The 20,167-nt window shown below is 69.8% G+C and carries 19 protein-coding genes; 5 read left to right on the top strand and 14 right to left on the bottom strand.

Going from position 1 to position 20,167, the window contains the following annotated elements:
* The first annotated feature begins 241 nt into the window (after nucleotides 1-241).
* Both ACTIFU_RS01530 and ACTIFU_RS01525 read left to right on the top strand, forming a co-directional pair.
* Nucleotides 242-1,048 (top strand): UDP-2,3-diacylglucosamine diphosphatase, encoded by an 807-nt coding sequence (locus tag ACTIFU_RS01530; protein WP_439576513.1) that lies wholly within the window; start codon nucleotides 242-244, stop codon nucleotides 1,046-1,048.
* Nucleotides 1,049-1,097: 49 nt separating this feature from the next.
* Nucleotides 1,098-2,105, top strand: a complete 1,008-nt coding sequence (locus ACTIFU_RS01525; protein ID WP_439576572.1) for a glycosyltransferase family 4 protein — start codon at nucleotides 1,098-1,100, stop codon at nucleotides 2,103-2,105.
* A 27-nt stretch (nucleotides 2,106-2,132) separates the two neighbouring features.
* Here ACTIFU_RS01525 and ACTIFU_RS01520 read toward each other — a convergent pair whose 3' ends face one another.
* The 8 genes from ACTIFU_RS01520 to ACTIFU_RS01485 form a co-directional block, all read right to left on the bottom strand.
* Nucleotides 2,133-3,029: an NAD(P)-dependent oxidoreductase gene (locus tag ACTIFU_RS01520; protein WP_439576512.1), complete on the bottom strand. Its 897-nt coding sequence runs from the start codon at nucleotides 3,027-3,029 to the stop codon at nucleotides 2,133-2,135.
* 64 nt (nucleotides 3,030-3,093) lie between these two features.
* A complete protein-coding gene (locus ACTIFU_RS01515; protein WP_439576511.1) occupies nucleotides 3,094-4,665 on the bottom strand; it encodes an ABC transporter substrate-binding protein in 1,572 nt (523 codons plus the stop codon).
* Between the two features lie 92 nt (nucleotides 4,666-4,757).
* The gene (locus tag ACTIFU_RS01510; protein WP_439576510.1) at nucleotides 4,758-5,567 is read right to left on the bottom strand and encodes a CheR family methyltransferase; all 810 of its coding nucleotides are present in this window, start codon (nucleotides 5,565-5,567) and stop codon (nucleotides 4,758-4,760) included.
* Nucleotides 5,564-6,688 carry a protein-glutamate methylesterase/protein-glutamine glutaminase gene (locus tag ACTIFU_RS01505; RefSeq protein ID WP_439576509.1) on the bottom strand — a complete coding sequence of 375 codons (1,125 nt, stop codon included), beginning with the start codon at nucleotides 6,686-6,688 and terminating at the stop codon, nucleotides 5,564-5,566. The genes ACTIFU_RS01510 and ACTIFU_RS01505 overlap by 4 nt, the downstream gene beginning before the upstream one ends.
* Complete coding sequence (locus tag ACTIFU_RS01500; RefSeq protein ID WP_439576508.1) at nucleotides 6,688-7,053, bottom strand: response regulator; 366 nt, start codon at nucleotides 7,051-7,053, stop codon at nucleotides 6,688-6,690. The genes ACTIFU_RS01505 and ACTIFU_RS01500 overlap by 1 nt, the downstream gene beginning before the upstream one ends.
* Before the next feature lie 26 nt (nucleotides 7,054-7,079).
* Entirely contained in the window at nucleotides 7,080-7,556 is a 477-nt protein-coding gene (locus ACTIFU_RS01495) for a chemotaxis protein CheW (protein WP_439576507.1), read from the bottom strand.
* 1 nt (nucleotide 7,557) lies between these two features.
* Nucleotides 7,558-10,128 carry a hybrid sensor histidine kinase/response regulator gene (locus ACTIFU_RS01490; protein ID WP_439576506.1) on the bottom strand — a complete coding sequence of 857 codons (2,571 nt, stop codon included), beginning with the start codon at nucleotides 10,126-10,128 and terminating at the stop codon, nucleotides 7,558-7,560.
* 82 nt (nucleotides 10,129-10,210) lie between these two features.
* Entirely contained in the window at nucleotides 10,211-10,837 is a 627-nt protein-coding gene (locus ACTIFU_RS01485) for a histidine phosphotransferase family protein (RefSeq protein WP_439576505.1), read from the bottom strand.
* Nucleotides 10,838-11,098: 261 nt separating this feature from the next.
* Here ACTIFU_RS01485 and moaA point away from each other — a divergent pair, with 261 nt between their 5' ends.
* From moaA to ACTIFU_RS01470, 3 genes are read left to right on the top strand one after another with little or no spacing between them, the layout of a single operon-like run.
* Nucleotides 11,099-12,085, top strand: coding sequence for a GTP 3',8-cyclase MoaA (gene moaA, locus ACTIFU_RS01480; RefSeq protein WP_439576504.1), 987 nt, complete (start codon nucleotides 11,099-11,101; stop codon nucleotides 12,083-12,085).
* Between the two features lie 42 nt (nucleotides 12,086-12,127).
* Nucleotides 12,128-12,961: a carbon-nitrogen hydrolase family protein gene (locus tag ACTIFU_RS01475; protein ID WP_439576503.1), complete on the top strand. Its 834-nt coding sequence runs from the start codon at nucleotides 12,128-12,130 to the stop codon at nucleotides 12,959-12,961.
* Entirely contained in the window at nucleotides 12,958-13,725 is a 768-nt protein-coding gene (locus ACTIFU_RS01470; RefSeq protein WP_439576502.1) for an NAD kinase, read from the top strand. The genes ACTIFU_RS01475 and ACTIFU_RS01470 overlap by 4 nt, the downstream gene beginning before the upstream one ends.
* Here the strand turns inward: ACTIFU_RS01470 and ACTIFU_RS01465 are convergent.
* The 6 genes from ACTIFU_RS01465 to ACTIFU_RS01440 form a co-directional block, all read right to left on the bottom strand.
* Nucleotides 13,715-14,413 carry a DJ-1/PfpI family protein gene (locus tag ACTIFU_RS01465; protein WP_439576501.1) on the bottom strand — a complete coding sequence of 233 codons (699 nt, stop codon included), beginning with the start codon at nucleotides 14,411-14,413 and terminating at the stop codon, nucleotides 13,715-13,717. The two genes, ACTIFU_RS01470 and ACTIFU_RS01465, sit on opposite strands and share 11 nt — an antisense overlap.
* A gap of 6 nt (nucleotides 14,414-14,419) precedes the next feature.
* Nucleotides 14,420-15,466: an ABC transporter ATP-binding protein gene (locus ACTIFU_RS01460; protein WP_439576500.1), complete on the bottom strand. Its 1,047-nt coding sequence runs from the start codon at nucleotides 15,464-15,466 to the stop codon at nucleotides 14,420-14,422.
* Entirely contained in the window at nucleotides 15,463-16,446 is a 984-nt protein-coding gene (locus tag ACTIFU_RS01455) for an ABC transporter ATP-binding protein (protein ID WP_439576499.1), read from the bottom strand. The genes ACTIFU_RS01460 and ACTIFU_RS01455 overlap by 4 nt, the downstream gene beginning before the upstream one ends.
* 3 nt (nucleotides 16,447-16,449) lie before the next feature.
* Nucleotides 16,450-17,391, bottom strand: a complete 942-nt coding sequence (locus ACTIFU_RS01450; protein ID WP_439576498.1) for an ABC transporter permease — start codon at nucleotides 17,389-17,391, stop codon at nucleotides 16,450-16,452.
* Nucleotides 17,388-18,365, bottom strand: a complete 978-nt coding sequence (locus ACTIFU_RS01445) for an ABC transporter permease (RefSeq protein ID WP_439576497.1) — start codon at nucleotides 18,363-18,365, stop codon at nucleotides 17,388-17,390. The genes ACTIFU_RS01450 and ACTIFU_RS01445 overlap by 4 nt, the downstream gene beginning before the upstream one ends.
* Before the next feature lie 133 nt (nucleotides 18,366-18,498).
* On the bottom strand, nucleotides 18,499-20,076 hold the full coding sequence (locus ACTIFU_RS01440) for an ABC transporter substrate-binding protein (protein WP_439576496.1): 1,578 nt from the start codon (nucleotides 20,074-20,076) through the stop codon (nucleotides 18,499-18,501).
* Between the last annotated feature and the right edge of the window lie 91 nt (nucleotides 20,077-20,167).

The following is a 20,167-nucleotide window of genomic DNA, read 5'->3' as shown; positions in this document are numbered from 1 at the left end:
CGAAGCGCCGCCGCCGCCGTGCCCCCGCGGCGGGATTGAAGATCACCAGCACGCGCGACCGGACGCGCCGTCCCCGGCGCCGCAAACCCACATGATATCCACAGACGATGACACCCAGATGACAGAGGAGAGGCCAGACGATTACACCTTATTGCTCAAGCGTTTCATGAAATCTTCATGGCAACCGTTGGTTTTCTCTGGGTAGAGGGGTGCGGTGAAGCGATGAAGGAGTGCTGCGCGCATGACCGCGCCGTTTGTCACCCGGAGCTACCGCAGTGTCTTCATTTCTGATCTGCATCTCGGCACGCGCGGCTGCCGGTCCGACTTCCTGCTCGACTTCCTCCGCCGGACCGAGTGCCGGCACCTCTACCTGGTGGGCGACGTGGTGGACGGCTGGCGGCTGCGCCGCTCCTGGTACTGGGACGAGACCCACGACGAGATCCTGCGCGTCATCCTCGCCAAGGCACGCGCGGGCACGCACGTGACCTACATCCCCGGCAACCACGACGAGCTGTTCCGCGCCTGGATGCCGATGGAGTTCGCGGGCGTGCGCCTGCGCCGCGATGCCGAGCACGTCACCGCCGACGGCCGACGGCTGCTGGTCATGCATGGTGACGAGTTCGACTCGGTCGTGCGCTACGCACGCTTCCTCGCCGTTCTCGGCGACTGGGCCTACACCTGTGCGCTGGTGCTGAACCGCTGGTTCAACGGCGCGCGCCGCCGCCTGGGCTATCCGTACTGGTCGCTCTCGGCGTGGCTGAAGCGTCAGGTGAAGGAGGCGGTCAAGGCGATCGACCGGTTCGAGTCCGCGCTCGCTGCCGAGGCGCGACGTCGCGGCTGCGACGGCGTGGTGTGCGGACACATCCATCATGCCGCGATCCGCGCGGTGGACGGGATCGCCTATATGAACGACGGCGACTGGGTGGAGTCGTGCACCGCGCTGGTCGAGCATCCCGACGGGCGGATGGAGCTCGTGGACTGGGCGGCCGAGAACCGGCTGTCGTTCTGGGACGCTCCTGCACGGGCCGGTGCGCTTGCGCCGGCCTAGGCGGACCCCGCCCGACGACGCGCTGCCCTGGTTCACGCCGGCCGGCCCTGTGCGAATCCTGATCGTCTCCGATGCCTGGATGCCGCAGGTGAACGGTGTCGTGCGCACGCTTGCGACCGTGCGCGACGAGCTCGCGCAGATGGGCCATGTCGTCGAGGTGGTTGGGCCGGACCGGTTCCGCACCCTCGGCGCGCCGACCGAACCGGATGTGCGGCTTGCGATCCTGCCCGGGCGGCGGCTGCGCGCCATCATCGACGCGTTCTGTCCCGATGCGATCCATATCGCGACCGAAGGCCCGCTCGGGCTCGCCGCGCGCCGGCTCTGCCTGAGGCGCGGCTGGCCCTTCACCACGGCGTTCCACACCCGCTTCCCCGAGTACCTGAAGGCGCGGCTCGGCGTGCCGCTGGGGCTGACCTGGGCGATCATGCGTCGCTTCCACCGGCCGTCGGCGGCGGTGCTGACGGCGACCGCATCCCTGCGCGAAGAACTCGCGTCACGCGGCTTCCGCAACGTCGCCGCCTGGACACGCGGGGTCGATCTCGGCCTGTTCCGTCCGCGCGCACGCGGCGCGCTCAACCTGCCGCGCCCGGTCTTCCTCTATGTCGGCCGCGTGGCGGTGGAGAAGAACATCGAGGCGTTCCTCGCCCTCGATCTCCCCGGCTCGAAGGTGGTGGTCGGTGACGGGCCGGCCCGGCCGGCGCTCGAACGCCGCTTCCCGGAAGCGCACTGGCTGGGGGCGAAGTTCGGCGAGGATCTCGCCGGCGCCTACGCCGAGGCCGATGTGTTCGTGTTTCCCTCGCTCACTGACACGTTCGGGCTGGTGATCGTCGAGGCGCTCGCCTGCGGCACGCCCGTCGCCGCCTTCCCGGTGATGGGACCGAAGGACGTGATCAACACCGCGCCGGTGGGGGTGCTGGACCAGGACCTTGCCGCTGCGGCGACTGCCGCGCTCGGACTTGACCGCGACGCCTGCCGCCGCTTCGCCGAGGGGTTCTCCTGGCGCCGCTGCGCCGAGATCCTGCTTGAGCGCCTCGCGCCGATCGAACGGACCGCGTGATCCTCTCGGGGGCAGCGCTGGCGACGCTCACGCCGTACGTTCCTGGCGCGGCGCCTTGACCCCGGCGAGATCGCACAGCGTGTCGAGCACCGCCGTCATGTCCTGCCGGCCGCGTCCGGTGCCGCGCGCGATCGAGTAGAGCTCGCGGATCGCGGCGGTCGCCGCAAGCGGTACCCTCGCGGCATTGCCCGCCGCCAGGATCAGGCTGAGGTCCTTGTGCGCGAGGTCGATCATGAAGCCCGGAGCGAGATCGCCGGCGAGCGCCTTGTTCGGGTAGTTCACGCTGAGCTGGCCGTTCACCGCCGTGGTGCCATTCAGCACATCGAGCGTCTTCGCCAGATCGAGCCCGAAGGCGGAGGCAAGGGTCAGCGCCTCGGCATTCAGCGCGCACAGACACACTGTCATCAGGTTGTTGACGAGCTTGGTGCGCGTGCCGGCACCAGGGCCGCCGCAGTGGTGGATGGTCGTCCCCATCGCCTCGAGCAGCGGCTTCGCCCGCGCGAAGTCGGCCGCGTCGGCGCCGACCATGAAGAGGCTCTCGCCGCGCTCGGCGTGCTGGCTGAGCCGGCCGACCGGCGCATCGACGAAAGCGACCGCCTTGGCATGACAGGCCGCGGCAGCCGCATCCGTGGTCTCGGGATCGACGGTGGACATGTCCATCACCAGCAGGCCCGGACGCGCCTCGGCCAGGATCGCGGCGATCGCCGCGGCGACCTCCTTCGGCCCCGGCAGCATGGTGATCACGACATCGGCGGCACGCGCGACCGCGGCCGTGCCGTCGGCAGCTTCGGCGCCAAGCTCGACGAGCCGCGCCATCGCGTCGGCGCGCACGTCGTACACCACCATCGGGACCTGCCTGCGTCGCAGATTCGCCGCCATCGGCGCGCCCATGGTGCCGAGGCCGATGAACCCTACCCTCTCCATGCCTCCTCCAGAACGGAACGGCGGGGCACAGAGGCCCCGCCGAGACAGGCAGTCGCAGCGTCGGTCAACGCACGCGCACGAAGCGCAGCGGGAACCAGTTGTCGGCGAGCTGCACGAGCTCGATGTTCGTCTTCGCCGCCCAGATCACCTGCTGCTGGTGCAGCGGAACGTGGCCGACATCCTCGGCGTGGATCCGGAACGCCTCGGAGATCATCCGGTTACGCTCGGCGATGTTGGTCTCGACCGCGATCTTCGCCGTCAACTCGTCGACGCGCGGGTTCGAGTAGGCGCCCACGTTGAACTGGCCCTGGTTGCCCTGGCGTGTCGCGGCCAGGTTGAACAGCATGTTGTGGGCGTCGTAGGTCGAGGGCGTCCAGCCCAGCAGGTAGAAGCTGGTGTTGTAGCGGGGACCGAGGATCTCGGCGAAGTAGCGCGCGCGGGTCTGCGCGGCGAGGGTGACGCGCACGCCGATCCGCGCGAGCATCGCCGTCACCGCCTGGCAGATCGCCTCGTCGTTGACGTAGCGGTCATTCGGGCAGTCCATCGTCACGCCGAAGCCGTTCGGATACCCGGCCTCCGACAGCAGCCGTCGCGCGGCGTCGAGATCGACGCGCGGCCGGGCCTTGTCGAGATCCTCGTCGAAGCCGTTGATGCCGGGCCCGACCATCAGCCAGGACGGTCGGGACTGCCCGCGCATCACGCGCGAGCGGATCGCCTCGACATCGATCGCATGCACGAAGGCCCGGCGCACGCGCACGTCCTTGAACGGATTCCTGCCCTGGACATCCGACTTCAGAAGCTGGTCGCGCTGCTGGTCGAAGCCCAGGAAGATGGTGCGGAGTTCCGCCTTCTGGTGGATGCGGAACCCCTGGGTTCGGCCGATCCGCTCCACGTCCTGCGGCGGCACGGTATAGACCATGTCCACCTCGCCCGAGAGCAGCGCGGCCACGCGCGTCGCGGCATTGGCGATCACGTTGAACTCGACGCGGGTGAGGTTGTGCTCGGCCTTGTCCCACCAGTTCGGGTTCGGCTCGAGCACGGTGCGCTGGTCGGGCTCGCGCGAGGCGAGGCGGAACGGTCCGGTACCGTTCGCGTTGCGCGTGGCGTAGTTCTCCTCGCGCCGAGTCAGGTCGGCCGCCTGGGCGGCGTTGTTCGCCTCGGCCCAGCGCTTCGACATGATGAAGAAGTCGGCGATCTCCTCGAGCAGGATCGGATTCGGCTCCGAGGTGACGAACTCGACCGTCAGCGGATCGACCGCGCGCGCCTCGGTCACCGTCGCGAGCTTGGTCGAGACGTTCGAGCCCGGCCCTTTCGCCCGCACGACGCTGAACACGACGTCCTCGGCCGTGAGCGGGGTCCCATCGTGGAACTTCACGTCCGGGCGCAGATGGAAGCGCCAGACCGTCGGGCTCGGCTGGTCCCACCGCACCGCGAGCGCCGGTTCGACCCTCAGCTCGCGGTCGCGCCGTACCAGCGGCTCATAGACATTGCCCATGAAGGTGAGCAGGAACGTCTCGTTCCGCGCATACGGGTCCATCGAGTTGACGTCGCCGTCATTGGCCCATCGGAACGTGTTCGCATCGGCCGCGGTGGCAAGCCCCGCCGCGAAGATGCTCGCCAGCAGCAGATGGCGCATCGGTGTCTCTCCCTCCCGATCTCGACGGTGATCCGTCAGATCCGGACGTTAGCAAGCCCGAAGCCGCTTGGGGAGGTCCGCCGTGCGGCAGATCAGGCGAGCGCGTAGGCCGAGCGCACCCCGTCGAGCGGGGCGAAGCGGCTGGTCAGGCCGAGCACGGTCTCGGCCCCGCCCAGGTAGAGCACGCCGTCCGGGGCCAGCACCGAGGCGATCTGGTCGAGCACGCGCGCCTTGGTCGCCTGGTCGAAATAGATCAGCACGTTGCGCAGGAACACCACGTCGAACCGGCCGAGCGGGCCCGGCGGCGCGAGCAGGTTCCACTCGCGCCAGCGCACCAGCGCGCGGACGGGGTCCTTCACGTGCCAGTCCGCGCCCTCCTTGCGGAAGTGGCGCATCAGCATGGTGATCGGCAGGCCACGCTGCACCTCGAACTGGCTGTAGCGGCCCTGTTCGGCGCGCTTCAGCACGTCGCGGGAGATGTCGGTGCCGAGGATCTCGACCCGGCAGCCGCCGAGCGTCGCGGCATTCTCGAGCGCGGACATGCCGACCGAATAGGCTTCCTGCCCGGTGCTGCACGCCGCCGACCAGACGCGGATCGTGCCCGAGGGTCCGCGCGTCGCGGCCATGCGCGACCACACCTTCTCCTTGAGGTGCTCGAACGGCTTGCCGTCGCGGAAGAACAGCGTCTCGTTGGTCGTCATCAGCTCGACGACCTCGGTCGCGATCGGGCTGGAGAGCGCCGCCCTCACTCGGCCGACCAGGGCGGAGAGATCGGGCAGGCCCTCGCGCTTCATCAGCGGCCCGAGCCGCGTCTCGACCAGGTACATCTTGTCCGGGGTCAGCACGAGGCCGGAGCGGGTCTGGAGGAACTCCGCGAGCTGGCTGAACGAGGCACTGGTCATGCGAATGCTCCCCCCGCACGGGCAAGGCTGGCGATCTCGCGCGCAACCGCGTCGATCGGGACGATCACGGAGGCGATCCCCGCCTGGACGACCGCGCCGGGCATGCCCCAGACGACCGAGCTCGCCTCGTCCTGCGCGATCACGGCTCCGCCGGCTGCGGCCACTGCCCGGCCGCCCTCGAGGCCGTCATGGCCCATGCCGGTCAGGATGACCGCGAGCACATGGCGGCCCATCACGGCGGCCGCGCTGCGCAGCATCGGATCGACCGCAGGGCGGCAGAAATTCTCAGGCGGCGCCGCGGACAGCGACACAACCGGAGCATGGCGGTCGCCTGCCACGAGCATGTGATGGTCGCCCGGCGCGAGATAGGCGCGACCCGGAACGATCCGCTCGCCGTCCCTGGCCTCGGCGCAGGGCAGGGCGCCGATGCGGCTGATGTGTTCGGCGAGGATCGGGATGAAGGTCGCCGGCATGTGCTGCGTGATCAGCACCGGCAGATGGAAGCCGGCGCCGAGCTCCTTCATGACCCGGAACAGCGCCTGCGGTCCGCCGGTCGACGCCCCCACTGCGATCAGCTCGGGGACGGTGCGGCGGGGCGCAACCGGCGACAGCGGCGCGGGTGCACGCGGAACCGGCAGCGGTGCTGCGCGCGCTGTGCCCCGGCGACGCTGTGCCGCGTGGCCCAGCGCCCGCACCTTCTCGACCAGGTCGCGGCGGAACCCCTCGCCCGCGGCGATCCCGCCCACGGCGGTCGGCTTCGGCACATAGTCGGCCGCCCCGAGGCGGAGCGCCTGCATCGTGATGTCGGCGCCGCGCGTGGTCAGCGTCGAGGCCATCACCACCTGCACCGCAGGATCGGCCTTCAGCAGCGCCGGCAGGGCCGTCAGCCCGTCCATCACCGGCATCTCGATGTCGAGCACCACGACGTCCGGTCTCGCTCGGGCCTGCAACGCGAGCACATCTCGCCCATTCGAGGCCGTGCCCACCACCACGATCGCCGGATCCGCCTCGAGCAGACGCACGAGCAGGCCCCGGATCACCGCGCTGTCGTCGCAGACGATCGCGCGGATCCGCTCCTCGCACGCCGTTGCGCGCGGAGCCGCAGGCGCGGCAAGCACCATCAGAGCAGGCCGACCTGGGCGAGCTTGGACTGGATGATCTCGGCGTCGAACGGCTTCATGATGTACTCGTTGGCCCCGCCCTCGATCGCCTGTTCGATCCGGCCCATCTCGTTCTCGGTGGTGCAGAACACCACCGCCGGGTTGTCCGCGCCGAATTCGCCGCGCAGCGCGTGCAGGAATTCGAGGCCGTTCATCACCGGCATGTTCCAGTCGAGCAGGATCGCATCGGGCAGCCGCTCCCGGCAGGCGGTCAGCGCCTGCGCGCCGTCCTCGGCCTCCTCGACCGCGAAGCCGAAGCCTTCGAGGATGCGGCGTGCCACCTTGCGCACGACACGGCTGTCGTCGACGACCAGGAAGGTCTTCATCGCGCTGGTTCCCGTTGAGAGGCGTGTCAGAGATCGAGCACGGCGGCGACGTCGAGCACCACCAGCAGCTCGCCTGAGAGCCGGAAGATGCCGGCCGAGAAGCCTCGCCACTCGGGAGCCAGCGTGGGCGGGTTCTGCTCGCGGCTCGCGGCCTCGAGCCGCATCACCTCACCGACGCTGTCGACCAGCAGGCTGTAGTGCTCGCCCTGGTGCTCGACCACCACGCTCATCGAGGTGCCGGACGCGGCATGGGCAACGCCGAGCCTCCGCCGCAGGTCGATCGCGGTGACGATCCGCCCCCGCAGGTTCAGGCTGCCGGCGACCTCGGGCGGGGCGAGCGGGATGCGCGTGATCGCCTGCGGCCCCAGGATGTCGCGCACGCCCAGCACGGGGATGCCGCAGAGCTGGCCGCCCACGGTGAGCGTGACATAGACGTCGCGCGCCTCGTCATTGGCGCCTCGCGCACCCGGGGCCGGGCGGGTGATCTCGGCAGTGGCGGTCATGTCAGGCGGCCTCCGTCTCGCGGCGCGTGGCGAGCACCTGGGCGATCCCGGCGAGCAGCGCCTCGCGGTCGAACTTGGCGACATAGTCGGTGAACCCGGACTCGCGGCCGCGCAGGATGTCGGCATCGGCCACACGTCCGGTCAGCGCGACCAGGGGCAGCGCGGCCCAGCGCGGATCCTCGCGCACGGCGCGGGCGAAGGCGAAGCCGTCCATGCCCGGCATCTCGATGTCGGAGACGATCGCGTCGAACCGGCGCCCCTGCTCGCGCAGCCTGAGCGCGGCATCCGCGGTCTCGGCCGCGGTCACCTCGTAGCCGGCCGCGGTCAGCACCGGCACCAGCATGTGGCGGAAGAACGCGCTGTCGTCGATCACCAGCAGATGCGGCCGTGGACCGCCGGCGCCTCCGCGGCGGGCGGCGAACCAGTCCTCGGCGGCGAGCGCCAGCCAGTGGCCGGTATCGATGATCTCGGTGGCGCGGCCGGCGATCACGGCGCTGCCGAGGATGCCGGGACGCGCCGAGCCGAGCTGGATGGTCACGACATCCTCGACCACGTCGAGGATCTCGTCGACCACGAGCCCCATGCTGCGCCCACCGTCGCTGAACACCAGGACGGGGCGGCGGGCGACGGTCGCGTCATCGAGATCGACCCCCATCGGCACCAGCGGCATCAGCCGGCCGCGGTACTGCACCATCGCCCGGGCGCCGGCGCGCTCGATCCGGTCGGCGGCGATCTCCTCGAGCCGCGCGACCAGGCCGAGCGGCACGGCCTTCGGCTCGGCGCCGCCGGCGCGGAACAGCAGGAGCGAGGTGCGCGCCCCGGACGAGCCGGCATCGGTACGCGTGGGCTCGACCAGGCCAGTCCGCTCGGCGCCCGCGGCGGCGCCGATCCCGACCGTGCGGGCGATCCCGTTCGGATCGAGGATCATGATCACGCTGCCGTCGCCCAGGATGGTGTTGCCGGAGAACAGCGTGATGTCGCGCAGGATGGGCGCCACCGGCTTGACCACGATCTCCTCGGTGTCGAACACGCGATCGACGATCAGGCCGAAATTCTCGGTGCCGACCTTGGCGACGACGATGAACGACTCCGCCCTCTCGTCCGGCTCGCCCTCGTCGAGCGCGAGCAGGCTGGAGAGGCGCACCAGCGGCAGCAGCCGGTCGCGCAGTCGCAGCACCGGGGTGCGATTGATCTGCTCGATCGTGGTCTCCGACCCGCCGCCGGTGCGCACCAGTTCGACCACGCTGATCTGCGGGATCGCGAAGCGCTCGCGCGCGCACTCGACGATCAGCGCCGAGACGATCGCGAGGGTAAGCGGGATCTTGATCGTGACGGTGGTGCCGCGGCCTTCGCGGCTGCGGAGCTCGATCGTCCCGCCGATCTTCTCGATGTTGGTCTTCACCACATCCATGCCGACCCCGCGGCCGGACACCGCGGTGATCTGGGCGGCGGTGGAGAACCCCGCGCGGAAGATGAACTGGTGGATCGCCGTCTCGGACAACTGCGCGAGCTCGGCCTCGGTCGCGAACCCCTGCGCCACGGCCTTCTCGGCGATCCGCCGCGTGTTCAGCCCGCGCCCGTCATCGGCGATCTCGATGATGATGTGCCCGCCCTCGTGGAAGGCATTCAGGCTGATCCGCCCGGTCTCGGGCTTGCCGGCAGCCCGCCGGTCGGTGGTGGTCTCCAGCCCGTGATCGGCGGAGTTCCGCACCATGTGGGTGAGCGGGTCCTTGATGAACTCCAGCACCTGGCGGTCGAGCTCGGTCTCGGCGCCGTGCATGGCGAGCTCGATCCGCTTGCCGGTCTCGCGCGCGAGGTCGCGCACCAGGCGCGGCAGCTTGTTCCACGCATTGCCGATCGGCTGCATGCGCGTCTTCATCACCCCTTCCTGGAGGTCGGTGGTGATGTGGCTGAGGCGCTGCAGCGGCACGGTGAAGGGGCTGTTCTGCTGCGTGCGTCCGAGCTGGAGCAGCTGGTTGCGCGCGAGCACCAGCTCGCTCACGAGCGTCATCAGGTCCTCGAGCACGTCGACGCTGACGCGGATGGTCTGCGCGGCGACCCCGGACTCGCCGGGTGCGGCCACTTGCTCTGGCTGTTCCGCCGCGGGCGCGGGCACAGCGAGGGCGGCCGGCTCGACCGGCGGCTGCACCGCGGCAACCGGGCCGGGATCGGGCGTGGGCTCCGGCTCAGCCGCCTCGCCCTCCATGAGGGCGTTCAGCGCGCCGATCAGGGCGTCATCATCGCCTGCGGGCTCGCCTTCGGTCGCTTCCAGCCCGGCGACGATCATCTTGATGCGGTCAATCGCCTTCAGGATCACAGTAATGGCCGCGGGCGTGGGCGTGAGCGTGCCGTCGCGGAAGCGCCCGAGCACGTTCTCGCCGGCATGGGCCACCTTCTCGAGCCGCGGCAGGCCGAGGAAGCCGCAGGTGCCCTTGATCGTGTGCACGAGGCGGAAGATCTGCGACAGCGTTGCCTGGTCGTCCGGCACCTGCTCGAGCCGGATCAGCGCGGTGTCGAGCTCGGCGAGGCTCTCATTCGTCTCGGTCAGGAAATCGGCAAGAAGGTCGTCCACGCGCCCCGCTCCGCAGCTGTGCGGGCGGGACCATGCGGCGGGACGGGCCAAGAAATCGTAAAGCGCGGTCGGCGCCCGGATGTCACTCCGGCGGGGCGCGTCGCTCCGGCGCCAGGCTCAGCAACGGCAGGCCCGAGCCCATCAGCAGCGTCACCGCCACGCTGTCACGCCGGGCGAGCGCCATCAGCATCGGCGCGGCGATGCCGCGCGGCCCCGCCGCCGTCGCCGCTGCGAGCGGATCGTCGCCCGCGATCAGCCCTGCGAGTCCGCCCGGCCAGGCCGCCCCGTCGCCCACCGGCTTGAGCACGAGCTGGGTCTCGGGATCGCCCGCGCAGACGATGGTACCACCGCGCGGCAGGGCCTCGGCCGCGACCATCAGCGCGTTCAGCAGCACCCGGCCAAGCGCGCCGAGCGGCCGGTCCGGCCCGGCCACGCGGGCCGCGTCCAGCGTCGCCCGCCCGCCGGCGAGCACGCCATCGGCCATGGCGGCGATCGCGGCGACCGTGAGCTCCTGCCCGCCCGCGCCCCAGGCGGCACGGAGGTACTTCAGCCGATGCGCAAGCTGCGCGGTCGCCTCGCCGGCGAGCTCCATCGCCTCCTGGCGCGACGCAGGATCGTCGAGGGAGAGCAGCTCGACCGCGCCGGAGATGGTGGCGAGCGGGCCGCTCAGGTCATGGGTCAGGCGGGAACAGACGAGCTCGGCAAACATGACGCAACTGGTCATCTCGTTCCGCCCGGCGCGGAGACACCCCTCCGATTTCCCGATCCCGCAAGGCCGGAGATGGCGCCGACCAACGACATGGACTGGTCCCCCGATGACATCCGCCCAGGCGCGCCGCTCAACCGGCCCCTGTCCTTCCGGGACAATAGCGGCAATTTCCTGGCAGAGCGCGGCCGCATCGCCCGGTTGGACAGCGGGGGAGGCGCGCCCTACATTCCTGGAGTGGCACTGACGCAACCCGGACAGGCGATGCGCGATCCCTTCGGCCGAGAGATCACCTATCTCCGCGTGTCGGTCACCGACCGGTGCGATCTCCGCTGCGTCTACTGCATGGCCGAGGAGATGACCTTCCTGCCGAAGGCGGAGCTGCTCACGCTCGAGGAGCTGGAGCGGGTGACGGCCGCGTTCATCCGGCTCGGCGTGCGGAAGGTCAGGCTTACCGGCGGCGAGCCGCTGGTGCGGCGCGACGTGATGCGGCTGGTGCGCGGCCTCGGCGCACGGATCGGCCAGGGGCTCGACGAGCTCACCGTCACCACCAACGGCAGCCAGCTCACCCGGTTCGCCGGTGATCTGGCGGCGGCGGGCGTGCGGCGGATCAACGTGAGCCTCGACACCCTCGACCCGGCGAAGTTCACCGCGATCACGCGCTGGGGCCGGATCGAGAAGACGCTGGACGGCATCTTCGCCGCGAAGGCCGCCGGGCTCGCGATCAAGATCAACGCGGTGGCGCTGAAGGGCGTGAACGAGGACGAGCTCGACCGCATGGTCGCCTGGTGCGGCGAGCACGGCTTCGATCTCTGCCTGATCGAGACCATGCCGATGGGCGACATCGGCGGCGACCGCACCGACCAGTACCTGCCGCTCTCGATCGTGCGGGCGCGGCTGGCGAAGTCCTGGACGCTCGCCGAGACCGACTACGCGACGGGGGGGCCGGCGCGCTACGTCGTGGTCAAGGAGACCGGGCGGCGGATCGGCTTCATCACGCCGATGACCCACAATTTCTGCGAGTCCTGCAACCGCGTGCGGCTGACCTGCACCGGCACGATGTACATGTGCCTTGGCCAGGACGACGCGGCCGATCTGCGCACGCCGCTGCGCGCCTCGGCCGACGACGCGGCACTGGAGGCCGCCATCCTCGAGGCGATCGGCCGCAAGCCCAAGGGGCATGACTTCGTCATCGACCGCCGGCGCAACCGCCCCGCGGTCGCGCGCCACATGAGCCTCACGGGCGGCTGATCGCCACCCCGCGTCCTGTTTCGATCGCAAGGAGCCCTCGCGATGCGCGTCAGCGTCGTCCAGATGAATCCCGGCCACGACAAGGCGACGAACATCGCCGCCGCCGCGCGCCTGACCGACGCGGCGATCGCGGCCGACCGGCCTGACTTCATCGCCCTGCCCGAGATGTGGACCTGCCTCGGCGGCGATGCCGCGGCCAAGCGCGCGGCCGCCGAGCGCCTGCCAGGGACGGAAGGGTCGAACGAGCCCGGACCCGCCTACACCTTCCTGCGCGATCTCGCGGTGAAGCACCGGATCGTCGTGCATGGCGGCTCGATGTCCGAGGACGCGGGCGACAAGCTCTACAACACCACGGTGGTGTTCAGCCCCGAGGGCAAGGAGCTTGCGCGCTACCGCAAGATCCATCTGTTCGACATCGTCGCGCCCGACGGCACCGGCTATCGCGAGAGCGCGACCTTCGGCCGCGGCGACGAGGTCGTCACCTACCAGGCCGATGGCTCCACGGTCGGCTCCACGATCTGCTACGATGTGCGCTTCCCCGAACTCTACCTGAAGCTGCGCCAGAAGGGCGCCAACGTGATCGTCGTGCCGGCCGCCTTCACGCTGCAGACCGGCAAGGACCACTGGGAGACGCTGCTCCGCGCCCGCGCGATCGAGACCCAGTGCTGGGTGCTGGCAGCCGCGACCTGGGGCAGGCACGAGGAGAAGGGCAGCCCGCGCTTCACCTACGGCCATTCGCTGGTGATCGACCCCTGGGGCCATGTGGTCGCCAAGGTGTCGGACGGCGAGGGCTTCGCCACCGCGCGCATCGACCACGGTGTGACCGAACGGGTGCGGCGCGACATGCCGGTGCTGGACCACCGCGTCCTCGCGTGACTTCCCCGCGCCTCGCCTTCCTCGCCGCCGAGACCGAGGCGGCGCGGACGGCGCGTGCCGCGCTGGTCGCCCGCTACGGCGATGCCGAACCCGAGACCGCGGAGGCGATCGTGGCACTCGGCGGTGACGGATTCATGCTTGAGACCCAGCACCGCTTCCTCGGCCGGAACCGGCCGATCTACGGCATGAACTGCGGCTCGGTCGGGTTCCTGATGAACGAGTTCCGCGATCAGGATCTGCCGGAGCGGATCGCGCGCGCCCAGGCCGCCGTGCTGCACCCCTTGCGGATGAACGCCGAGACGGTGCGCGACGGCGCCGCCGAGGCGCTGGCGATCAACGAGGTGTCATTGCTCCGCGAGCAGCGCCAGGCGGCGAAGATCCGCATCCTGGTGGACGGCACGGTGCGCCTGCCCGAGGTGATCTGCGACGGCATCCTGATCTCCACCCCGGCCGGCTCGACCGCGTACAACCTCTCGGCACACGGACCGATCGTGCCATTGGGAGCGAACCTGCTGCCGCTCACGCCGATCAGCGCGTTCCGGCCGCGGCGCTGGCGCGGCGCGCTGCTGCCGGCGACCTCAGAGGTGGTGTTCGAGGTGCTGGAGGCGGAGAAGCGTCCCGTCGCCGCCGTCGCGGACTACACCGAGGTGCGCGACGTGCTGCGCGTGACCGTGCGCGAGGACCGCGAGGTGTCGCTCACCATGCTGTTCGACCCGGACCACTCGCTGAGCGAGCGGATCATCGCCGAGCAGTTCACGGTGTAAGATCAAGCGCCGTCGCCGCCCGCCGGACGAGCGCCGCGCGCTCGGCCTGCCGCGCCGCCGCCGTGTCAATGGCGCGCGCCACCAGCGCGGGCTCTGCGTGATCCGGATGGCCCGCAGCGAAGGGCGGGTGCGGATCGTATTCTAGGCCGAGCTGGATCGCCTTGGCGGTCTCGACGCCAGCGATCTCGGCCGCGACCGCAAGCGCGAAGTCGATTCCCGCCGTCACGCCGCCACCAGTGACGACGTTGCCGTCGATCACGGCGCGGCCCGTTGTCGGCGTCGCGCCGAACAGGGCGAGCATGTCGTGGCTCATCCAGTGCGTGGTCGCCCGTTTGCCGCGCAGCAGCCCTGCTGCGCCGAGCACCAGCGCACCGGTACAGACAGAGGTGATGTAGCGCGCGCCCCTCGCCTGGGCGCGCAGGAAGTCCAGCGTCTCGGCATCGGTGAGGAGTGGGTTTATCCCCGCACCGCCGGGGGCGCAGATCAGGTCAAGCTGCGGGCAGTCGGCGAAGGTCGTGTCGGGGATCAGCCGCATTCCGCCGCCCGCGGTGACGGGATCAAGTGTCTTCCAAACGAGCCGCACCTCCGCGTCCGGAAGCTTGGTGAACACCTCGTAGGGGCCGGTCAGGTCGAGCTGCGTGATGTTCGGAAACAGCAGCAGCCCGATGCGGAAGGGCGCCTCGGCCATCAGGCGTCAGACCCGCGCGTCGTTCAGGTGGCACGCACTGCGCCGCCCCGGCGCGATCTCCTTCAGCGCCGGCGCCTCCTCGCGGCAGCGGGCCATGGCATGCGGGCAGCGCGGATGGAAGTGGCAGCCCGGGGGCGGGTCGAGCGGCGACGGAATCTCGCCCTTCACCGCCGAGAACGCGCGCTTGCGGCTGTCGATGCGCGGCACGCCGGTCAGCAGCGCCTGGGTATAGGGATGGTTCGGCGAGGCGAACACCTCCTCGGCCGATGCCTCCTCGACGATGCGCCCCAGATACATGATCACGACCCGGTCCGAGAGGTGCTCGACCACGCCGAGATCGTGGCTGATGAACAGGTAGGTCAGGTTGAGGTCGCGGCGGAGGTCCATGAACAGATTCAGGATCTGCGCCTGGATCGAGACGTCCAGCGCCGCCACCGCCTCGTCGCAGACGATGAACTCGGGCTGCACCGCGAGCGCGCGCGCGATGCCGATGCGCTGGCGCTGCCCGCCCGAGAACTGGTGCGGGTAGCGGCGCTTGAACGCCGGATCGAGCCCGGCGCGCCGCATCTGCTGCGAGAGGTACTGGTCGAACTCGCCCTGCTTGACGAGGCCGTGCACCATCGGCGCCTCGCCGATGATGCGATCGACCCGCAGGCGCGGATTGAGCGACGCGTACGGGTCCTGGAAGATCATCTGGATCGCGAGCTTGGCCGCCTTCGCCTGCTCCGGCGGCAGCGTCGTCACGTCCTGCCCCTTCCAAAGGATCGTGCCGGACGAGACGGGGAGGATTCCCGCCACCATCCGCCCGAGCGTCGATTTGCCGCAGCCGGACTCGCCGACCAGCCCCACCACCTCGCCCTGCTTCACCGCAAGATCGACCGTGTCGACCGCGTGCACGATTTCGTCGCGCACATTCGCCCCCAGCCGCTGCGCGATCCGGCCGGCGAGGTCGAGCATCTTGCGGAACTGCTTGGACACACCACGCAGCTCGATCATCGGCGCGGCACTGTCGGCGACGCGCTCGCGCCGCCCGATCTCGACCTCCGCGGTCATGCCGCCACCGTCTCGAGATGCGGGTGGAAGCAGCGCACCTCGCGGCCCGGGATCGGCGCGGTCATCTCCGGCTCGACCAGGCAGGCGTCGGACGCGCGCGGGCAGCGCGCGCGGAACGCACAGCCGGGGGCGAGGTTGAGCAGGGACGGCGTCATGCCGGGGATCTGCGCGAGCGGCCTGCCGCGCACGTTGCGGCTCGGCACCGAACCGATCAGCCCGCGTGTGTAGGGGTGCAGCGGATGGTCGAGCACCTCGTCCACCGTGCCCTTCTCGACGATCCGGCCGGCATACATCACGCAGATCTCGTCGGCGAGCCCGGCGACCACCGAAAGGTCATGCGTGATCCAGATCAGGCTGGTGCCGCTCTCGCGGCAGAGTTTCTGCACCTCGAACAGGATCTGGCCCTGGATCGTCACGTCCAGCGCGGTCGTGGGCTCGTCGGCGATGATCAGTTCGGGCTTGTGCAGGAGCGCGATCGCGATCGCCACGCGCTGGCGCATCCCGCCCGAGAACTGGTGCGGATACGCCTTCAGCCGCTCGTCCGGGCTCGGGATGCCGACCTGCACCAGCGCCTCGCGCGCGCGCCGCCGTGCCTCCGCCTCCGAGACATTGTCATGCGCCAGCACGGTCTCGATCATCTGCGTGTCGATGCGCAGGACCGGATTGAGCGTCATCATCGGGTCCTGGAAGATCATCGCGATGCGGGCACCGCGGATCTGGCGCATCTCCTCCTCGGAGAGCGCGGCGAGGTTGCGGCCCTGGAACAGGATCTCGCCGCCCGCGACACGACCGGGCGGATCGACGAGGCCCATGATCGAGAACCCGGTGACCGACTTGCCCGAGCCGGATTCGCCGACGAGCCCGAGGATGCGGCCCTTGCCGACGGCGAACGAGACGTCGTCCACCGCCTTCACCACGCCCGCCTTGGTGAAGAAATGCGTGCGCAGGTTGCGCACCTCAATCGTCGGCTGCTCTGCCATGCGCTATTTCCGGAGCCGCGGGTTCAGCACGTCGCGCAGCTGGTCGCCCACGAGGTTGATCACGACGATCGTCACCAGCAGCGCGATGCCGGGGTAGAAGCTGATCCAGTAGCGGCCCGACAGCATGTACTCGTAGCCGTTGGCGATCAGCAGGCCGAGCGAGGGCTCGGTCACCGGCACGCCGAGGCCGAGGAACGAGAGCGTCGCCTCGAGCGCGATCGCGCGCGCGACCTGCATGGTCAGGATGACGATCAGCGGCGGCAGGCAGTTCGGCAACAGGTGGCGGAATACGATGCGCGGCTTGGAGAGTGCCAGGCACTCGGCCGCCTCGATGTACTCGCGCCGCCGCTCGACCAGCGCGGTGCCGCGCACGGTGCGCGCGTAGTAGGCCCACTCGACCGCGACGATCGCGATGACGACATTGAGGATGCCCTTGCCGAGGAAGGCGAGGATCATCAGCGCGACCAGGATCGAGGGAAACGAGAGCTGGAGGTCGACCAGCCGCATGATGACCGTGTCGGTGCGGCGGCCGAAATACGCGGCGAGCAGGCCGAGCGAGGTGCCGACGATGAAGGCGATGAAGGCTGAGCCCGCGCCGACCATCAGCGAGATGCGCAGCCCGAACAGGATGCCGCTGAACATGTCGCGGCCCTGGTCGTCGGTGCCAAGGATGAAGGTGAAGCCCGCGCCGCCCACCGTGCCGGGCGGCATCCGCCCGTCCATGATGTCGAGCTGGGCGAGGTCGTAGGGGTTCTGTGGCGCAATGACGTTGGCGAAGATCGCCAGCAGCGCGATCACCACGAACACCGCGAAGGCGCCGACCGCGACCCTGCTCTCGGCGAAGTCGGCGAGAAAGCGGCGGAACGGCGTCTCCTCCTTCACCGCCGCCGGAACGGTGGTGAGGTCGGCTTCGAGGGCGGCGGCTTCGCCGGGCGGGGGGGTCATGCCTTCTGGTCCTGCAGCCGGACGCGCGGGTCAAGCACCGAGTAGAGCACGTCCACGGTGAAGTTCAGGATGATGAACATGAAGACGATGATCATCAGGTAGGCGACGATCACCGGCCGGTCGAGCACGTAGATCGAATCGATGATCAGCTTGCCCATGCCGGGCCAGGCGAAGATGCTCTCGGTCACCACCGAGAAGGCGATGGTCGAGCCGAACTCCAGCGCGGTGACGGTGACGACCGGGATCAGGATGTTCTTCAGCACGTGCACGAAGATCACCCGGTTGGGGCTCAGCCCCTTGGCGCGGGCGAACTTCACGTAGTCCATCAGCACGGTCTCGCGCACGCCGGCGCGGGTCAGCCGGATCACCAGCGAGATCTTGAACAGGCTCAGGTTCAGCGCCGGCATGATCAGGTAGCGCAGCCCGTCGGCGGTCAGGAACGACCACTGCACGCCGAGGAACTCCGCGGTGGGCCCGCGCCCGGTGGAGGGCAGCCAGCCGAGCTGCACCGCGAACACCATGATCAGCATCAGCCCGACCCAGAAGGTCGGCAGGCTGAAGCCGAGGATCGAGGTGGCCATGATGATGCGGCTGTAGAGGGCGTCCGGCTTCAGCCCGGCGATCAGCCCGAGCGGCAGGCCGAGGATGATCGCGAACACGGTCGCCGCGAGCGCAAGCTCCATGGTCGCCGGCATCTTCTGCAGGATCAGCTTCAGCGCCGGTTCGTTGAACACGAAGCTGCGCCCGAGATCGCCCTGCAGCGCGTTGCCCAGGAAGGTGAAGTACTGTTCCCAGAGCGGCCGGTCGAGGCCGAGGGCGGCGACCGCGCGCTCGCGTTCGATCTGGTCGGCGTCGGGGCTGATCAGGATCTCGATCGGATCGCCGATCGCATAGACGCCGAGGAACAGGATGACGGTCATCGCGAGCACGACGAGCGCGCTCTGCATCAGCCGTCGGATCAGATAGACCGTCATCCTCGCTTCCCCCGCGCCGGCGCGGCCGCAACGGCGACATGCAGGGCCGGGCAGGCAACCCTGCCGTCCCTGCCCTGCCGATCAAGCATGCCGCGCCTGGACTCGCGCGGCAACGTCTGCGTCAGCCGCGTGCCTAGTTCGTCGGCCGCACATCCATCGCCCGGGTGAGCTCGTCGGCCCGTGCGTCGTGGCGCAGGTTCCGCTTCATCGCCCAGGTGTTCTTCTGGATGTGGATCGGGATGATGCCGACATCCTCCATCGCCATCCGTGTGGCATCCTGCAGCAGCTTCTCGCGCTTCTCGTCATCCACGGTGGCGAGCGCCTGCTCGAGCAGCTTGTCCAGGTCCGGGTTCGAGTAACGGCCGCGGTTCGAGGCGCCGAAGCCCTTCTCGCGGTCGAAGGTCGCGACCAGGCTGCGCAGTGGGCTTGACGCCTCGCCGGTCGAGCTGCCCCAGCCGACCAGGAACGCGCTGAACTCCTGCCGGCCGGCGCGCGCGATGAAGGTGGTCCAGGGCATCGCCTCGACCTGGGTGCGCACGCCGATTCGGGTCCAGAAGCTGCCGACCGCCTGGATGATGCGCGCGTCGTTGATGTAGCGGTCGTTGGGGCCATGGATCGACATCCGGAGCCCGTTCGGGTAGCCCGCGTCGGCAAGCAGGCGGCGCGCGCCATCCGGATCGAACGCCGGCGGCCCGAAGCCCGGGATGTGGCTGTACACGCCTTCGGGCAGGAACTGCCCGGCCGGGATCGCCGCGTCCTCCATCACCCGCGACGTGATCGCGTTGCGGTCGATCGCCATGGAGAGCGCGCGGCGCACCCGCACGTCCTTCAGCGGGTTCCGGTCGAGCGCCTCGCCGTTCGGCCCCGCGACGAACGGAGAACCGTCTGTGCGCGAATGGTCGAGCCCGAGATAGATGATCCGCAGACCCACCACCTCGCTGACATGCACCCGGTTGTCCTGTTTCATGCGTGCGATGTCGGTGGTGGGCACCTGGTCGATGAAGTCGACGTCTCCGGCCAGCAGTGCTGCGGTGCGCGCTGCGTTGTTGGCGATGATGCGGTAGTTGATGCGCTGCCAGGGCTCCTTGCCGCCCCAGTACGCGTCGTTGCGCTCGAGCTCGATCCGGTCGCCCGGCGTGTAGCGTACGAAGCGGTAGGCGCCGGTGCCGAACGCCACCTTGCCGCTGTTGTAGTCCTCGGTCGCGGCGTTCTCGTGCGTCTGCTTGTCGAGCATCATCACGTTGGAGAGGTCGATCGGCAGGAGCGGATAGGTCGTGCGCGTACGCAGCCGCACCGTGTGCGCGTCGACCACCTGCACCTCGGAGACCACGCGGGTGTAGATGCCGAAGCTCGATGGCGAATTCGGCACGTTGCCGGCGCGCGCGATCGTGAAGGCCACGTCCTCGGCGGTGAAGTCATTGCCATTATGGAGCTTTACCCCGGGCCGGAGCTTGAACTCCCAGGTGGTGTCGTCGACCGCCCGCCAGCTCTCGGCCAGTCGCGGCACCAGCCGGGCCCGCGAGTCCGTCCCGGTGAGTCCGTCGAACAGATGGTCGGCGAGCGCGTTGTTGGGCGAGAGGTTGTGGTAGTGCGGGTCGATCGAGGTGACCGGCGCACCGACGGCGATGGTGAGGGTCTGGGCCACGGCACCGCCCGCAAGCGCGAGCGACGAGGCGGCAGCAAGAAGCAGTGGACGCAGTCCGGCGGTCATCGTGAGCACTCCCGGTTCATAGGCCTTCCCAGCCGGTTATAGCGGCGAGGGCGGGCCCGGGCTAGGCTCGGCTGGCCTCGCGCGGGCGGTG

This window comes from Elioraea sp. (genome assembly GCF_051860475.1).
In the GTDB taxonomy this organism is placed as follows: domain Bacteria; phylum Pseudomonadota; class Alphaproteobacteria; order Acetobacterales; family Acetobacteraceae; genus Elioraea.
This window is presented reverse-complemented; position numbering and strand designations above follow the sequence as displayed.